The 15,055-nt window shown below is 76.7% G+C and carries 14 protein-coding genes and 2 pseudogenes; 3 read left to right on the top strand and 13 right to left on the bottom strand.

The window, feature by feature from the left end; translation table 11 throughout:
- A pseudogene (locus ACZ7JZ_RS09345) lies at nucleotides 1–884 on the bottom strand (AbfB domain-containing protein); the annotation flags it as partial.
- 732 nt (nucleotides 885–1,616) lie between these two features.
- Here ACZ7JZ_RS09345 and thpR point away from each other — a divergent pair.
- Together thpR and ACZ7JZ_RS09335 are read left to right on the top strand one after the other, a co-directional pair.
- Entirely contained in the window at nucleotides 1,617–2,237 is a 621-nt protein-coding gene (gene thpR / locus ACZ7JZ_RS09340) for an RNA 2',3'-cyclic phosphodiesterase (protein WP_470935209.1), read from the top strand.
- Nucleotides 2,238–2,286: 49 nt separating this feature from the next.
- Nucleotides 2,287–2,859 (top strand): GNAT family N-acetyltransferase, encoded by a 573-nt coding sequence (locus ACZ7JZ_RS09335; protein WP_470935206.1) that lies wholly within the window; start codon nucleotides 2,287–2,289, stop codon nucleotides 2,857–2,859.
- Nucleotides 2,860–2,890: 31 nt separating this feature from the next.
- On the opposite strand, the gene ACZ7JZ_RS09330 is transcribed toward ACZ7JZ_RS09335, so the two are convergent.
- The 8 genes and pseudogenes from ACZ7JZ_RS09330 to ACZ7JZ_RS09295 form a co-directional block, all read right to left on the bottom strand.
- Nucleotides 2,891–3,484, bottom strand: a complete 594-nt coding sequence (locus ACZ7JZ_RS09330) for a hypothetical protein (RefSeq protein ID WP_470935203.1) — start codon at nucleotides 3,482–3,484, stop codon at nucleotides 2,891–2,893.
- A 216-nt stretch (nucleotides 3,485–3,700) separates the two neighbouring features.
- On the bottom strand, nucleotides 3,701–4,132 hold the full coding sequence (locus ACZ7JZ_RS09325) for a GNAT family N-acetyltransferase (RefSeq protein WP_470935200.1): 432 nt from the start codon (nucleotides 4,130–4,132) through the stop codon (nucleotides 3,701–3,703).
- A 28-nt stretch (nucleotides 4,133–4,160) separates the two neighbouring features.
- Nucleotides 4,161–5,825, bottom strand: coding sequence for a serine/threonine-protein kinase (locus tag ACZ7JZ_RS09320; RefSeq protein WP_470935197.1), 1,665 nt, complete (start codon nucleotides 5,823–5,825; stop codon nucleotides 4,161–4,163).
- A 224-nt stretch (nucleotides 5,826–6,049) separates the two neighbouring features.
- The gene (locus tag ACZ7JZ_RS09315; RefSeq protein ID WP_470935194.1) at nucleotides 6,050–6,619 is read right to left on the bottom strand and encodes a chloramphenicol phosphotransferase CPT family protein; all 570 of its coding nucleotides are present in this window, start codon (nucleotides 6,617–6,619) and stop codon (nucleotides 6,050–6,052) included.
- 196 nt (nucleotides 6,620–6,815) lie between these two features.
- Nucleotides 6,816–7,703 carry a TIGR04222 domain-containing membrane protein gene (locus ACZ7JZ_RS09310; RefSeq protein ID WP_470935273.1) on the bottom strand — a complete coding sequence of 296 codons (888 nt, stop codon included), beginning with the start codon at nucleotides 7,701–7,703 and terminating at the stop codon, nucleotides 6,816–6,818.
- 201 nt (nucleotides 7,704–7,904) lie between these two features.
- Nucleotides 7,905–8,027: pseudogene (locus ACZ7JZ_RS09305) on the bottom strand (aldehyde dehydrogenase family protein); the annotation flags it as partial.
- Nucleotides 8,028–8,063: 36 nt separating this feature from the next.
- Entirely contained in the window at nucleotides 8,064–8,636 is a 573-nt protein-coding gene (locus ACZ7JZ_RS09300) for a heme-binding beta-barrel domain-containing protein (RefSeq protein ID WP_470935191.1), read from the bottom strand.
- A gap of 69 nt (nucleotides 8,637–8,705) precedes the next feature.
- Nucleotides 8,706–9,932, bottom strand: a complete 1,227-nt coding sequence (locus ACZ7JZ_RS09295) for an MFS transporter (protein WP_470935188.1) — start codon at nucleotides 9,930–9,932, stop codon at nucleotides 8,706–8,708.
- 179 nt (nucleotides 9,933–10,111) lie between these two features.
- Between ACZ7JZ_RS09295 and ACZ7JZ_RS09290 the strand changes: the two genes are divergently transcribed.
- Nucleotides 10,112–10,582, top strand: a complete 471-nt coding sequence (locus ACZ7JZ_RS09290) for a GNAT family N-acetyltransferase (RefSeq protein ID WP_470935185.1) — start codon at nucleotides 10,112–10,114, stop codon at nucleotides 10,580–10,582.
- Nucleotides 10,583–10,684: 102 nt separating this feature from the next.
- Here ACZ7JZ_RS09290 and ACZ7JZ_RS09285 read toward each other — a convergent pair whose 3' ends face one another.
- From ACZ7JZ_RS09285 to ACZ7JZ_RS09270, 4 genes are all read right to left on the bottom strand, one after another.
- A complete protein-coding gene (locus tag ACZ7JZ_RS09285) occupies nucleotides 10,685–11,485 on the bottom strand; it encodes a nucleoside/nucleotide kinase family protein (protein WP_470935182.1) in 801 nt (266 codons plus the stop codon).
- Nucleotides 11,486–11,775: 290 nt separating this feature from the next.
- Entirely contained in the window at nucleotides 11,776–13,449 is a 1,674-nt protein-coding gene (locus tag ACZ7JZ_RS09280) for an FAD-dependent monooxygenase (protein WP_470935179.1), read from the bottom strand.
- A gap of 80 nt (nucleotides 13,450–13,529) precedes the next feature.
- Complete coding sequence (locus ACZ7JZ_RS09275; RefSeq protein ID WP_470935176.1) at nucleotides 13,530–14,210, bottom strand: MSMEG_1061 family FMN-dependent PPOX-type flavoprotein; 681 nt, start codon at nucleotides 14,208–14,210, stop codon at nucleotides 13,530–13,532.
- 69 nt (nucleotides 14,211–14,279) lie between these two features.
- A complete protein-coding gene (locus ACZ7JZ_RS09270) occupies nucleotides 14,280–15,008 on the bottom strand; it encodes a helix-turn-helix domain-containing protein (RefSeq protein ID WP_470935173.1) in 729 nt (242 codons plus the stop codon).
- Between the last annotated feature and the right edge of the window lie 47 nt (nucleotides 15,009–15,055).

The following is a 15,055-nucleotide window of genomic DNA, read 5'->3' as shown; positions in this document are numbered from 1 at the left end:
CGCGCCTCGTCGTCCCTCTTGTACGCCTCCTCCGCACCCGCATGGATGTACGCCCGCCACACCGCCGGATCCGCACTCAGCACCGCCCGCTGCGCGGCTGCGTAGAGCTCGGTCGGCTTCGTGTCCGCAGGAGCGGCGCGCAGCAGTTCCCGGATGAAGTTCTCGTCCGACAGGGCCAGGACCGCCTCGGAGGGGGTGATACGGAACAGGGCCGCCGCGCTCGTCCGCGCGGTCACCTCCCTGCGGCGCGCGGCCTCCGCGGCGTCCTTCTCCGCCAGCTCCTTCAACTCCCGCTCCACATCCCGCTGATGCGCATCCCGCGCACCGCTGACGATGAACGCGTGCCACGCCTCAGCGTCCTCCGCCAGCGCCTTCGCCGCCGCGGCGCGCACCTCCGGACCGGACGCGGCGTGCCGCATCACGGCCCGGATGAAGTTGTCGTCACCCAGGTCCAGCAGCTCCGCACCCTGCGGAATACCGACCACGATCAGGACCTGCGCCTTCGCCAGGCGCGCAGCCCGCGCCGCATCCGCCGTGTCCTTCTCGCGCTGCTTGTCCACCGCGTACGCGGCATGGATCCCCGACACGATGAACGCGACGTGCTCGGCCCCGTCCGGGCTGGCCATCGCCGCCTCCGCCGCCAGACGCACCGACTCGTACCCCGCACCCCCGTCACGCGCCTTCTGCCACAACGCGAACACGAAATCGTGGTCACTCAGCAGCAGCACCTCCGGCGACGGCTCCAGACGCACCACCGCAGCCGCATCCACCCGCTGCCGGTCATCCGTCCCGATCCCCGCCACCACAGCCACCGCACCCGCCGGCACCGCCACCAACACCGGCGCCACCACACCCGCCACCACAGCCAACGCCGCCGCCGTCACCAACCCACGCGACACAACCCGGCCACCCGAACACACCGCGCCCGACCCACTCTTCACCATGCTGCCTTCGATCCCCCTGCTAGATCCCGCCCCCGGTCCCCCCGGGAACGAGGTGGTCGGGCCGCAGTCTCGAAGATCACCACAAGGGCGTCAAAGTGGAACTTGAGGCTCCTGTCCCCTGAGCTCCCGTTTTGACGGATTATCGGTCTAATTAGCGCCAGCTTCTGACCGAAAGGCGACTTGCCAACCACGGAATTGATCCAACCGGTCGGTAGGAATGACCGATTCCCTTCCGTCCGGTACCCACCGCCCGCCCCCGGATTGCGGCGGTACCCCGGAGTAACCCCGGCCCGGGCGGCCCGGTGTGGCCCGGCACACACGCGGGTTCGGCACCTTCTTCAGCGGAGTATGATGCACCGCTATTCGGACAAGCGGCGCGGGAAAGTACCGCTGGCCGGAGCCCCGGGGCGGGTGGACGACCCCGGGGCCCGACAGGTCAGCCGCAGCTGCCGGAGACCCGCTTGTGGGAGCGGACCTTGTACGCGCCGGCGAGGTGGGCACCCTCGCCCTGGGGCTCCGCCAGTCGGGGTCGGCGTCGGACCAGGCGCAGCGCTCGCCGGCCCCAGTCTTACCGCGGGTTACAACCGGGTCCGCAGAGTCTGTCCGGATCCTGGGAGCCGTTTTTCGCGCCGCCGTCCGGGCGGCCCGCCCCGGGCCGCATCCGGTGTGAAGATGACGGGAAGACGCCCGGCAGGGTACGAAGGCAGCGTGAACGAGAACCCCCCGTCCCCGACCATCCGCGTGTTCATAGCCCTGGCCCCGCCCGACCAGGCGAAGGACGAGCTCGCGCGCGAGCTGGCGCCCGCCTACGCGGCGTACCCGCGGATGCGGTGGAACCGGATCGAGGACTGGCACATCACCCTTGCCTTCCTCGGCGAGCTGCCCGCGTCGGCCGCCGCGGCGCTGCGCGGCCCGCTGGCCTCGCTGGCCGCGGCCCGGCGCCCGGTGCGGCTGGCGCTGCGCGGCGGCGGGCACTTCGACGAGCGGGTGCTGTGGAGTGGGATCGACGGGGAGCTGGAGGCGCTGCACGCACTGGCCGGGGAGGTGCGCGCGCTGGTCGGTGAGTGCGGGATCCCCTTCGCGGGCCGGCCGCTGCGGCCGCATCTGACGCTGGCGCGGGCCCGGCGCACCGATACCGCGAGCGTGCGGGAGGCGGCCGGGGCACTGGACGGGTTCGCGGGGCGCAGCTGGGAGACGGACAAGCTGCACCTGGTCGGGAGCAACATCGGGCGGGGGCCGGGCCCGATCCGGTACCGCGATATCGAGGCGTGGCGGTTCGGCGCGGACGGCTGAGGCGGATTCCCACAGGACGGCCCCCGGGGGGCCGTGGCAGGGTGGGGCCATGAGTTTCGAAGTCCGGCCGGCCTCCGTGTTCGAGGACGTGCGCAAGGTGCTCGGCCCGAAGTCGCCCGCGTCGAACGTGTGCTGGTGCCTGAGCTACCGGCTCGGCTCCAAGGCCAACAACGAGCTGCGCGGTCCGGCCCGCGGCGAGTACGTCGCCGGGCTGTGCGCCGGTACTCCCGCGCCCGGGGTGCTCGCGTACGGGGACGGGGAGCCGGTCGGCTGGGCGGCGGTGGCGCCGCGGGCCGAGACCTCGTTCGCGCGCAGCCGCAAGATCCCGCAGGTGGACGAGGAGCCGGTGTGGTCGCTGTGGTGCATCCGGGTCCGGCCGGGCCACCGCGGGCAGGGCGTGACGCACGCGCTGATCGCGGGGGCGGTGGAGTTCGCCCGGGCCCAGGGTGCGCCGGCCGTGGAGGCGTACCCGCTCGACAGCGGGGACGAGCGGGTCGACCTGACGATGGCGTACGCCGGGCTGCGGAAGAACTTCGAGAGGGCGGGGTTCCGGCACGCCGCCGACACGGCTTCCGTCCTGGCCGGGCACCCGCGGGTCCTGATGCGGCTGGACCTGCGCTGACCCGGCTTCCGGGAGGGGCGGCGGCCGCGGCTCAGGAGCTGCGGTGCCTCAGGAGCATCCCCAGGGCCTTCGAGGGGGTGGTGCCGAGGGCGGCCGCGAGCTCCTCGGCGGGCGTACCGGACTCCCAGACGGCGTCGGCGGCCTCCTGGGCGAGGTGGTGGGTGATCCGCTCCACCATGCCGACGGCGCGCAGGGCGGCGAGCGGGGTCTCGGCGGCGGCGTCCTGGAGCCGCTCGGCGAGCTGGACGAGGACGGCGGCGAGCGGTTCGGGGAGTTCGACGGTGTCCTCGCGCACCACGGTCAGGTGCGCCGTCCAGTCGGCGAGCGGGCCGGACAGGTCCACGTCGGCCTCGTACAGCGGCTCCTCGCCGAGGCCCTCCCAGTCCAGGGGGTAGTCGGCGACGCTGCGCCAGCCGCAGGCGCAGGCCGCCCGCAGGGTCCTGGCCCTGGGGCGGCCGTACCGCCCGTCGTACGCCGTCCAGTGCGTCGTGGAGTGCATCTCCGAGCCGCTGCCGATGTCGAAGTACACGGGTCCGGGCTCGCTGCCGTCCTCGACCAGGACCCGTACCTGCCCGGCGTGTGCCTCGCCGAACTCGGCCGTCGTCCAGTCCCATTCCACCGCCATGCCGCCGCACCCCCTGTGCCCCTGACTGCCGGACCGGCGCGGTCCGCCGCCTCCGGGCGGCCCGCGTCCGGGCGGGCCCGCGCCCCCAAGACTGCCCGCCCGGGCGCGGTCGTGCACCGCAGTGGGCCCAACTGCCGTGTCCGTTCTGCGGGAAGCGGCGGACCGGGCAGCGGACGTGCGGGGGTTCGGGCGGTTTTGGCAGCGTTCCGGGCCGGCTCAGTCGAGCCTGCGGCTGAAGTGGAAGGCCGCGATGTCCATGCGCTCGCGCAGGTAGAAGCGGTGGGCGTCGGTCCGCTGGGTGCCGGAGTCCAGTTCCAGCCAGGCGCAGCCGGCCTGCCGGGCCCGGTCCTCCAGGTACGCGAGGAGGCCGCGGCCGACCCCGCCGGAGCGGGCGGCGGCGGTGGTGACCAGGTCGTCCACGTACAGGTGGCGGCCGGTGGCGGTGTTGGCGGTGATCCGCCAGCCGGCGACGCCCGCGCAGCCGCCGCCGTCCGTGAAGGCGGCGCTGAAGCGCAGGCCCTGGGGGTGCCCCTCGGCGTAGACGGCGTGGAACAGCTCGGCCGTCAGGTGCGGGCGCAGTTCGCGCAGGACCGGCAGGACCTCGGCGGTGAGCCGGGGGTCGCCCGGTTCCAGGTCGATGATCTTCATGGGCCCAGGATGCCACCGGGCCGGGGGGTCAGCGGCGGCGGGCCAGCGCGGCGGGGGCGCCGGCGGACTGGGCCCCCTCCGATTCGAGGGCCAGCTCGTCGGGTGCGGACTTGGTGACCACGTACAGGTTGCCCGCGGGGCAGGTGACGGCGGCGGAGCGGTCCGTGGGGTGGCTGGTGACGGCGGAGAGGACCACGGTGTCGCCGCGGACCTGGCGCAGTTCGAGGGCTTCCGTGCAGCCGAGTTCGCGGCCCGTGGACACCTCTTCGAGGCGGCTCTCCTGACGGCCGACCAGTTCGCCGACCACGCCGGCGCGCAGGGTGACGGTCACGGCGAAGTTCCGGGTCCGGGCCTGGGATATGCCGTCCGCGCGCGGGGTTCCGGGGCCCGTGCCGGTCCAGGTGCCGGTCCAGGACGCGGGCAGGGCGGCGGGGGCAGCGGACCGCTCCCCCGGGTCGGCCGGCGGCGCGGCGCTGCTGCGCTCCGGGGCGGCGGCGGGGTCGCGGCCGTCGCCGCCGTCGGGCGCGGTGGCGATCAGGGTCGCGGTGGCGGCGAGGACGGCGGTGGCGGCCACGGCGGCGGGCAGCCGGTGGCGGCGGAGCCGCTGGAGCACCGTGGCGGGGGCCGGGGCGGCGCCGTCCCGGCCGGGCTCCACGGCGGCTGCACCGGATCCCGGACCGGTGGGGGCGGGAGGCCGGGCCGGGGGCGTCCCCGGGGGCGGCTGGGGGAGCGCGGGGGCGGGCGGCGCCGCGGCCGGGGCGCCGGCGTGGGCGACCCGCGGATCGTGCGGGGCCGGGCCGGCCAGCAGCGTCCGCAGGTCCGCCTCGCGGCGGGCGGCCTCGGCGGCCAGCGCCGCCGGGGCGGCGGCCTGCCACTCCCCCGCGCCGCCGAGCAGGCCCGGCAGCTCCGCGGCTGCGGGGCGGCGGCCGGGGTCCTTGTCCAGGCAGCGCGCGAGCAGGGGCGCCAGCGGCTGCGGCACGCCGTCGAGCCGGGGGGCCTCGTGGACGATGCGGTACAGCAGGGCGGGCAGGGACTGCTCCTCGCCGCGGTCGAGGAAGGGGCTGCGGCCGGTGGCCGCGTAGACGAGGACGGCGGCGAGGGAGAACACGTCGGCGGGGGCCTCCGCGACGGCGCCCACGGCCTGCTCGGGGGCCAGGTACCCGGGGGTGCCGACGACGGTGCCGGTCCGGGTCCGGCGCGGGTCGCGCACCGCACGGGCGATGCCGAAGTCGATGAGGAAGGGCCGCTCGGCGCCCAGCAGCACGTTCGCCGGCTTGATGTCGCGGTGGACCACTCCCACCGCGCCCATGGCGACGAGGGCCCCGGCCAGCTCCCGCGCGAGAGCGGTGACGGCGGGCTCCGGGAGGGGCCCGTACCGGGCCACCCAGTCGGCGAGCGAGGGCGCGGGGACGTACTCGGTGGCCAGCCACTGGGGGGCGGCCCCTACGGGGCTGAAGTCGACGACCGAGACCGTCCACGGGGAGCGGACCCGGTCGTTGGTGCGGATCTCGTGCGCGAAGCGCTCCGCGAACCCGTCCTCCCGGCTCAGGTCCCGGTGGACGGTCTTCAGCGCGAGCGGGCGCCCGGAGGCGGTCCGGGCCAGGAAGACCTCACCCATGCCGCCTTCGCCGAGCCGGGCCAGCAGGCGGTACCCGCCGATCTCCGGGGCGTCACCAGGACGCAGCGGATCCATCCGTCAACTCCCCCCGCCCGCGGGCCGTTTGCCGTACAGGCCGGACGCCCCGCCGGGCACGGCCCACCTCGGGGACACCCTAGAGGACGGGTCCGACAGCCGGTCGGCGGCCTCGGTGGGACGGGGTCCCGGCGGGGCGGGGCTCGCTACCTGAGGGGTCGGCCGCGAGGGTGTGGTCCCGGCAGGGGGGCGGAAGTGCGGCCGGGCGCGCCCGGCCGCGGGGTTCAGCGCGGCGGGCGGGGGGTGAGGTGGGCGGCGACGGCTTTCGCACACTGTGCGGGCGGGGTGTGCGTGGTGTCGACCTCCAGGTCGTAGCGGACCCCGCGGTGGACGAGGTCCGCCTGCTGTGCGGCCATGCCCGCGGGGCGGTCGCCGCGGGCGGCCTCCCGGGCGCCGGCCGCCTCCGGGGCGCAGCGCACGCCCACCCACAGCACGTCCAGTCCGTCGAGGGCGGCGGCCCAGCGCGCCTGCGAGGCGGGGCCGCCGAGGAAGACCTCGTCCACGACGATCCGGGCGCCGGCACGGACCATGGCCGCGATCCCGGCCCGCCAGGCGGCCTCGGCCGCCTCGAATTCGGGGCCCACGACCACGTCCCCGCCCTCCGGGAACTCGATCCCGCGACCCTCGGGCAGGGCGTCGACCAGGTCGTCCACGCTGAAGCCGAGCCACAGGTCCGGCAGGATCCGGCGGAGTTCGCGGGAGAGGGTGGACTTGCCCGCGCTGGATCCGCCGTTGAGGACGACGACCCGGGCGGCTGCGGGCTGGTGCGGCGGGGGCGGTACGGGAAGGGCCATGGGTGCTCGGCTCCGGCGGGGGGGACGGCCACGGGGGCCGGGGGACGCGGACGGCCTTCCTAACACGGGCGTCCGGGCCTGCGCTCGGCATTTTCGGTGCGACCCGGCGGGCGCGGGCCTCCCGCTCTCCGCCGCGGAGCCGGTCCGAGAAGCAGGGCGGGCAGTCGGCAGCGGGGGGCGCCGGGCGGGAGGTCCGTCAGCGCGATCCCGTACGCGCGCCCGTACGCGGTCCGCGGCCCTGGCCGGTGCGGGAGCCCGTACGCGTGCGCGTACCCGTACGCGGTCCGCGGACCGCTTCGGCGAGCCCCGCCGAGGGGGGCAGGGCGCCGAGTCCGGTGCGGGCCACGGCGGCGAGGGTGCGGGCCTCCTCCCGGGAGAGGGTGCGGCCGCCCGGGGTCCGGCGGACCCAGGCCCCGTCCGGGTCCAGCCCGGCGAGGAGGCTGCGGCCCGCCCCGGTGAGGGCGACCGGGGGCTGGGCGCGGGTCAGCCGGGCCGTGGCGGCGTCGCAGGCGGCCACGGCGGCGGTGGCGGCCGCGGGGACCAGCAGTCCGGCGCCCCCGATGGCGCTCGTCTTGATCCAGACGAGGCCCGCCACCGCCGTGAGCACGGCCGCGACCGCGTGGAGGCGGCGCAGGGGGCGCAGCACCCCGTCGGCGCGGGCGGTCACGAGCCCGTCGGTGAAGAGCCTGCTGCCGGCCCAGCGCAGCGCCTCGGAGCGGGCCGCCGCATCGCGGACCTGCCGGGCGTCGCGGCCGTGGTGGCTGCCCCGGGCGGCGACCACGGCGGCCTGGGCGGGGTCGCGGGGCCGGGGGCCGGGGCCGACGAGGACCCCGTACCGGCCCGTGACGGAGAGGCGGCCCGAGAGCCACAGGGCGGCCATGGCGGTCTCGGCCACGCGGGGGCGGCCGCCGTGGAGGAAGGCGACCTCGGACAGGGTCAGCGGGGCGGGCTCGCGGGCGGGGACGGGACTCCGCCGGTCTTCGCGGCGCTCGTCCCACCACAGCCACAGGCGGGCGGCGCAGATCTGCACCGTGGTCAGCGCGAGGACCGTGAACAGCACTCCCGCCGGCTCGTGCGCCTCCATCCGCCCCCCCTGCCCTGCGCGGTGCGCTCTCCGCGTGCGCGCCGTCCGTCGGGCGCGCGGAGCCCGATTGTGGGCGCTGGGGGCCCGGGGGGCAATGCCCGCGGCGCAGTCAATGCCGTAGCGGGCCCCGAGGCCCGCGACGAGGAGGGCCGGGCCCTCCTCGAAGCCGCGTTCCAGGGCCCGGGGGGGGGCGCGCATGATCCGGTCGTGGTCGGCGGTCCAGATGTCGGCGGCGAGCCCGAGGCGGAACCCGTGGGCGAGGCGCAGGGCCTCGTCCTCGCCGGTGAAGGGCTGCACGGTGACCACCGGACCGGAGACCTCTGCCTGGGACGAGTTCCGGCGTCGGGCGACCCGACCGGCTCAGGCGGGCAGCCGCCGGAGGCGGGTGGTGAGGTGGTGCTGGAGGGGCTGGCCCACGGCGGCCATGTCGTGCACGACGGTCAGGGAGTCCCCGTCGAGGGCGTACCGGCGCCGGGTGGCGGTGACCTCCTTCGCCAGCGGGGTCAGGGCCACCTCCTTCGTCTCGATGGCGAACTCCGCCCCGGCGGGCCCCGCTTCGCCGCCGCCGGAGCGGGCGGCGCTGCCGGTGTAGGTCTCCACGATGCCCGTCGGATGGGCGAGGACCACTTCGAGGCCGGCGTCGGGGGTGACCCGCCACCAGCCCGTCTCCCGGCCGGCGGGGCGCAGCGGGGCGCCGTCCGGCCCGAGGAGCCAGGCGCGGGCCTCGTAGTGCAGGAAGGGGCGGCCGTCGTGGCTGAAGACGACCTCCTGTGCGTAGCGGAAGTCCTCGTCGAGGGTGGGGTACTGGCCGCTGCCCTCGCCCCGCCAGCGGCCGAGGAGGCCGAGTACCGGCTCCAGCTGCGGGTGCGGCCGGGGGCCGGCTGCCGGGGTGCTGCTGTCGGGGTACGGGATTTCCGGAGCGGTTTCGGACACCGTTCGCCTTGTCTGTCGGGGGCTGTTCGGCCGGCGTGCGGGCCGCCGCGGGCAGCATAGTCCGTGCGCTCAGCGCGCGGGCCCGGTGCGGACCGGGTGCCGCAGGAGGTAGCCGGCGGCGGCCGCGACCAGGGCCGCCATGCAGGCGATGAAGACCAGTCCGGCGCCTTCGAGGCCGAGCGGGCCGACGAGCAGCCCGACTCCGATGACGGGGACCGAGATGCCGGTGTAGGCCACCACGAAGAGGGTGGAGATGACGGCGGCGCGCTGCTGCGGCGGGGCCGCGGCGGCGACGGCGGCGAGGGCCGCGCGGAAGGCGAGCCCCTGCCCGGCGCCCCCGATGACGGCGCTGAGGACGACGAGGGCCAGCAGGTCGAAGTGGAGGGCGCCGGCCAGGCAGGCCAGTCCGCCGAGCAGTCCGGCGCAGCCGAGCGGCAGGGAGCGGGCCACCCCGGCGCGGCCCACGGCGAGTTGGCCGGCGGTGGAGGAGAAGAAGGCGAGGGCGACGACGAGCCCGCTGAGGGCGCGGTTGTGCACGTCCAGGGACTGGGCGAGGAAGGAGGGGCTGACGGAGGTGAACACCCCGAAGAGGGCGAAGCCGACGAAGGCGGCGGTCGCGGCGGGGGCGAACACGGTGCGGACCTGGGCGGGCAGTCCGGGCCGCTGGGGCCGTACGGTGCGCAGCGGTCGGCGTTCCGGCACGGTTTCGGGGAGCCGGAGCAGTACGGCGGCGGAGGCGGCGACGAGCCCGAGGTGGACGAGGAAGGGCAGGGCGAGGGGGTCGGGGGCGTATGCGGCGAGGATCCCGGCGAGGAGCGGGCCGCAGCCGAGGCCGCCCATGTTGGCGGCGGTGGCGACGAAGGTGGCGCGGGCGGAGCCGCCGGGCGGGGCCAGCTCCATCACGTAGGCGGTGGCGGCGCCGGTGAACAGTCCGGCGGAGAGTCCGGACAGCATGCGTCCGGCGAAGAGCCAGCCGGTGCCGTCGGCAGCGAGGAAGCAGCCGGCGCTGGCGGCGGCGCAGGCCAGTCCGGCGAGCAGGACGGGGCGGCGGCCCACGGCGTCGGAGGCGTTGCCGGCCAGGAGCAGGACGCCGATCACGCCGAAGGCGTAGACGGCGTAGACCACCGTGACCATCAGCTCGTCGAAGCCGAACTTCTCCTGGTAGAGCCCGTAGAGCGGGGTCGGCAGGGTGGTGCCGGCCATGCAGACGACGAACACCGCCCCGGCGAGCAGGCAGGGGAGCCATCCGGTGCGCGGCCCGCGGGCGGGCAGCGGTCCTCGGTGATCAGCGACCATGCCGCCGACGGTAACCCCGGGAGGGCGGGTGTCACCTGTCCGTAGCGGAAGTCCGCGTGTCCGGGTTTCGACACCCCGGCGCAGGGGGCGGGCGGCCGCCGTCGAGGATGATCGTTGCCATGACCCGCGCGGTGCGCCCGCACCCGGCGCGGACCCGTCCGACCAGGGAGTTCCGTCTCATGACCGATATCAGTGTGCGCGCCGTACGAGCCGGGGACCGGGACCGGTGGGGGGAGCTGTACCGGGGGTACGCCGATTTCTACCGGGTGGAGCAGACCGAGGAGATGGCTGAGACCGTGTGGTCCTGGCTCGGCGACCCGGGGCACGAGGTGAACGGCCTGGTGGCGGAGGACTCCGCGGGCCGGCTGCTGGGCCTGGCGCACTACCGGCCGTACGCCCGGCCGCTGTCGGCGAGCGTGGGCTGCTTCCTCGACGACCTGTTCGTGGATCCGCAGCACCGCGGCTCGGGCGCGGCGGACCTGCTGCTCGGCGCGCTGGCGGAGCTGGCGGCGGAGCGCGGCTGGAGCGTGGTCCGCTGGATCACGGCGGACGACAACCACCGGGCGCGTGCGAAGTACGACCAGGTGGCGCAGCGGACCATGTGGGTCACGTACGACATGGCGCCGGGCGCGGGCGGCACGGACCGCTGAGGGGGCTGCCGCGCGCGGCCGGGCCGCCCGGGCCTCGCGGCCGGACCCGTGCCCGTCGGCGTACCGCCCGCCTGCCCGCCCGTGTGCCGCCCGCCCGCGTGCTCAGCCGAGGCCGGTGAGGACCAGGTCGGCGCGGGAGCGGCCCGGGGCGATCAGGCGGGCGTTGGCCTCGTCGGAGCGCCGCACCCAGGCCTCGGCCGCGTCCCGAGTACGGCCGTGCCGTACGTGGCGGTCGATCAGGCGGCTTACGCGCAGACCCTCTTCGGGCGCGAGGAACCAGGCCTCGTCGAGCAGGGGCCGTACGTGCGCCCACTCCCCCGCGTCGTGGAGCAGGTAGTTCCCCTCCGTGATGACCAGGGTTACGCCGGGCCCGACCGGGATGCTGCCCGCGACGGGCTCCTCCAGGGAGCGGTCGAAGGCCGGGGCGTAGACGGGTCCGGGTCCGGCGGTGTCCGCGGGGGCGCGCAGCCGTCGCAGCAGGGCGGTGTAGCCCGCAACGTCGAAGGTGTCGGGGGCGCCCTTGCGGTCGGCGCGGCCGAGGCGGTGCAGTTCGGCCCCGGCGAGGTGGAAGCCGTCCATCGGCACGACGGCGGCGCACTGCGGGCCGAGCGCGTGCAGGAGCCGCTCCGCCAGGGTGGACTTGCCCGCCCCGGGCGGCCCGGCGATCCCGAGGATCCGCCGCCCGCCGCCGGGGGCCGCGGCGAGCGCCCGGGCCCGCTCGACGAGCCGGGGGAAGGCCCCGGCCCCGGCGAGTTCGGCGGGGCCGCGACCCCCGCCACCCGCCTCCCCCTGCCGACCGGCCGCGCCCCCGGGCACCGGGCCCTGCGGCCCGCCGGGCCGGCGGCCGGACGGCGTGGTGGCGGCGGCCCGCCCGTGTGGGGGCAGCCCCGGCATCTGTGTCATCCGGCCACGATAGGCAATGCGCGCGCCCGCGTACGCGACGCTGCGGGAGCGCCGGGCGGCGGGGGTCGGTGCGCCGGGCGCTCCCGCGGCGGACGCAACAACCAGACGCGCACAGGCGGGCGGGCCGGACGCGCTCGTGCCCCGGCTCCAGCGCGGCCGGACGGCGCAGGCGCGGGCCGTCGGGTCACCGGACGGGCCATCAGCCGCACTGCGGGCTCGGCGGACGAGCGGCGCAGGCCGGACGGGCAGACGGGCCAGCACGCAGACGCGCCCCGGGGCCCGGGTCTCCTTCAGGACCAGGCGCGCAGGGCGGTGACGTACTCGAAGAGGGCGTCCTCGGCCTCCGCGAGGGCGAAGCGGGCGCCGAGTTGGCCGTCGGGGCGGATCAGGAAGGCGGCAGGGCCTTCGGGGCGGTAGAGCCGGGCGAACTCGCCGGCGGCGTCGCGGTAGGCGGTCCGGGGGAGGGCGGGCGCCGTGTCCGGCGGGGCTTCGCGGGCGAGGACGGCGCGGAGGGCGAGCGGGGTGCCGGCGGCCCGGGCGGCGGAGGCCGTGGCCAGGGTGTCGGGCCGGTCCTCGGGGCCCGTCGCGTACAGCAGCAGGACGTGCCCGGGGTGGCCGCGCAGCACGTCGAGCAGGCGCAGCGGGTAGGCGGCGAGCGGGTGGGACAGGCCCCCGCAGTCGGGGGCCCGGTCGCCCGGCTGCGGGGCGTCGCCGGGGCCGTGCGGGGTGCCCGCGAGGGGCCCGCCCCGGTAGCTGACGAGCAGCTGCGCCTCGCGCAGCAGCAGGGTGCGCGGGTCCTCGGGGTCGGCCTGGACCCCCTCGGCGGCGTGCCGGACGGTGCGGCCGACGACCTCCTCGCCGACCGGGCGGCGTTCGGCGCCGTACGTGTCGAGCAGGGCCGGGCCCGCCTCTCCGGCGAGGACGGCGGCGATCTTCCAGGCGAGGTTGCAGGCGTCCTGGATGCCGGTGTTCATGCCCTGGGCGCCGGTCGGCGGGTGGATGTGGGCGGCGTCGCCCGCGATGAAGGCCCGGCCTCCGCCGTAGGCGCTCGCGAGGCGGTGGCTGATGCGGAACAGGGAGGACCAGCGCATCCCGGAGAGGGCGGCGGGCCGGGGTGCGAGCCGGTCGACGGCCTCCTGGATGCGGTCGAGTCCGGGGGCGGGTCCGCCGCCGAGCCCGTGGGCCACCCCGTCCGCCGGGTCCGCCGCCGCGGTGTCCGCGGGCGGCACGGTCATCGAGAGCCGGTAGCGGCCCGCGCCGGGCAGCGGTACGGCCACGAGGACCTCGGAGGCCCCGCCGGTGCGGCGGGTGGAGCGCACGGCGTACCCGGGCGGCAGGTCCCAGTCGGCCTCCACGTCGGCCAGCATGAACTGCTCGGGGAAGGCCCCACCTTCGAATCCCAGGCCGAGGGCCTTGCGGACCGTACTGTGCGCACCGTCGCAGCCGATGAGGTAGCGGACCCGCAGCTCCTCCTCCCGGCCCGCGTCCGCTCCGCCCCCGGCCGCCTGTCCGTGCGCCCCGACGGCGAGCCGCGCCGTGACCCCGTCGGCGTCCTGCTCGAAGGACAGCAGCTCCGTACCGCGCTCGATCGCCGTCCCGAGCCCGGCGAGGTACTCCTCCAACAGGCGCTCGGTCTCGTACTGGGGCAGGGTGGCGAACCCGTACGGCACCTCGGGCGGGAGGCGCAGCTCGGTGCGCGCCTGCTCCCGCCCGTCGAGGTAGGCGAGCTGCCCGCGCAGCGGCACGGCCGCCTCCAGCACCGCGCGCACCAGCCCCATCCGGTCCCACAGCTCCAGCGTGCGCGGCTGGATGCCGATGGCCTTCGCGTACGGGAGCCGGGCGGGCAGCCGGTCCACGAGCCGGCAGGCGGTGCCGCGGCGGCGCAGTTCGGCTGCCGCGCTCAGGCCGACCGGCCCGGCGCCCACGACGAGTACGTCCGGTCCGCCACCACGGGGTCGTGCCACGGCCCTCACCTGCTCCCGGCCCCCGCTACCGCCCCTCCCCCATGGTGGCCCGGGCCCGGCGCGGCGGCGACCCGGACGGTTCACTCGTAGCGGTGCAGGAGGGAGTCGCGCTCGTTGGCGCGGATCCGGTCGAGGGTGAGGTCCGCGCGGACGCGGGCGAGGTGGGAGAGGGTGACCTCGGCGGAGCTGGGGGCGGCGGTCTCGGCGGGCCACTCGTCCGGCTTCCAGGCGCCGGAGCGCAGGAAGGACTTGGGGCAGTGCTGGTACGCCTCCTCGACCTCCACGACGATGGCGCTGCGCGGGGGCTTGCCGACCGGGGTGAGCCGCTCCAGGAGGCCGGGGTCGGCGGAGACGCAGGCGCGGCCGTTGACGCGCAGGGTGGTCGACCGGCCCGGGATCACGAAGAGGAGGCCCGCGCGGCCCGTCTCGACGATGTTGTGGCAGGTGTCCAGCCGCTTGTTGCCGGTGGCGTCGGGGATGGCGAGGGTGAACTCGTCGAGTACGGAGACGAATCCGGCGGGGCCGCCCCGCGGGGTGACGTCGCAGTTCCCGGCGGCGTCGGCGCTGGCGACGAAGACCAGCGAGGAGCGGGCGATGACCGCGCGGGTCACGTCGTGGATGCGGTCCACGGCCTTGAGGCGGGCGAGTTCGCCGGGCTCCTCGTACAGGGTGCGCAGGTCGGCGGCGCTCCGGACGGCGGTGGCCAGCAGCGAGTCGAACGCGCGGGCGGCGGGTCGGATTTCACGGGTTTCTTGTGTCACGTACATGCAATCTATCCGGGGACGGGGCGGCGCGGGTGGGGCGGGGGCGGAGGGGCGCTCGGAGCAGCCTCAGAACCCGCCCTCGCCCCCGTCGCGGCCCCCGTCCGCGCCCCCGGCCCCCTCGCGGTCCGCGGCGGACTCCGGCCGGGCCCGGACGTGCATCCGCTCGCCCTGCCGGCCGAAGAGGCTGAGGATCTCGACGGGCCTGCCGTCGGCGCTGCTGAACCAGTGCGGGACCCGGGTGTCGAACTCGGCTGCCTCTCCCGCGCCGAGCACCAGGTCGTGTCCGGCCAGGACCAGGCGCAGCCGCCCGTCGAGCACGTACAGCCACTCGTAGCCCTCGTGGGTCCGCAGGTCGGGTTCGGGACCCCGGTCGAGGATGATCATCTTGTACGCCTGGAGGGGGCCGGGGGTGCGGGTGAGGGGGACGACCGTGCCGCCGTTCGGCAGGGCGCGGGGGGTGAGGCGTACCCGCGGGTCGCCCACCTCGGGGGCCCCGACCAGGTCGTCGAGCGGGACCCGGTAGGCGGCGGCGAGGGGCAGGAGGAGTTCGAGGCTGGGCCGGCGGCCGCCCGACTCCAGCCGGGAGAGGGTGCTCTTGGAGATGCCGGTGGCCTCGGAGAGGGCGGCCAGGGTCAGACCCCGCTGGGCGCGGAGCCTGCGCAGGCGGGGGGCCACCTCGTCGAGCACGGCCTGGTGGGCCCCGGGCCGCTCGGCGGGGGGTGCGGGCGGGAGGGTGCCGGGCCGGTGCGCGGCGTGCGGGCGGGGGGCGGTCTGGCGGGAGGCGGGCTGGTCCATGGGGGCATTCCACCCCGGCGTTGCGGAATCGGCAACAAAGTTTGCCG

The organism is Streptomyces sp. NPDC038213 (genome assembly GCF_055600495.1).
This window is presented reverse-complemented; position numbering and strand designations above follow the sequence as displayed.

Coding starts and splice junctions, on each gene's coding strand:
- thpR (WP_470935209.1), top strand. CDS start 1,617: ATGACGGGAAGACGCCCGGCAGGGTACGAAGGCAGCGTGAACGAGAAC.
- ACZ7JZ_RS09335 (WP_470935206.1), top strand. CDS start 2,287: ATGAGTTTCGAAGTCCGGCCGGCCTCCGTGTTCGAGGACGTGCGCAAG.
- ACZ7JZ_RS09330 (WP_470935203.1), bottom strand. CDS start 3,484: ATGGCGGTGGAATGGGACTGGACGACGGCCGAGTTCGGCGAGGCACAC.
- ACZ7JZ_RS09325 (WP_470935200.1), bottom strand. CDS start 4,132: ATGAAGATCATCGACCTGGAACCGGGCGACCCCCGGCTCACCGCCGAG.
- ACZ7JZ_RS09320 (WP_470935197.1), bottom strand. CDS start 5,825: ATGGATCCGCTGCGTCCTGGTGACGCCCCGGAGATCGGCGGGTACCGC.
- ACZ7JZ_RS09315 (WP_470935194.1), bottom strand. CDS start 6,619: ATGGCCCTTCCCGTACCGCCCCCGCCGCACCAGCCCGCAGCCGCCCGG.
- ACZ7JZ_RS09310 (WP_470935273.1), bottom strand. CDS start 7,703: ATGGAGGCGCACGAGCCGGCGGGAGTGCTGTTCACGGTCCTCGCGCTG.
- ACZ7JZ_RS09295 (WP_470935188.1), bottom strand. CDS start 9,932: ATGGTCGCTGATCACCGAGGACCGCTGCCCGCCCGCGGGCCGCGCACC.
- ACZ7JZ_RS09290 (WP_470935185.1), top strand. CDS start 10,112: ATGACCGATATCAGTGTGCGCGCCGTACGAGCCGGGGACCGGGACCGG.
- ACZ7JZ_RS09285 (WP_470935182.1), bottom strand. CDS start 11,485: ATGACACAGATGCCGGGGCTGCCCCCACACGGGCGGGCCGCCGCCACC.
- ACZ7JZ_RS09270 (WP_470935173.1), bottom strand. CDS start 15,008: ATGGACCAGCCCGCCTCCCGCCAGACCGCCCCCCGCCCGCACGCCGCG.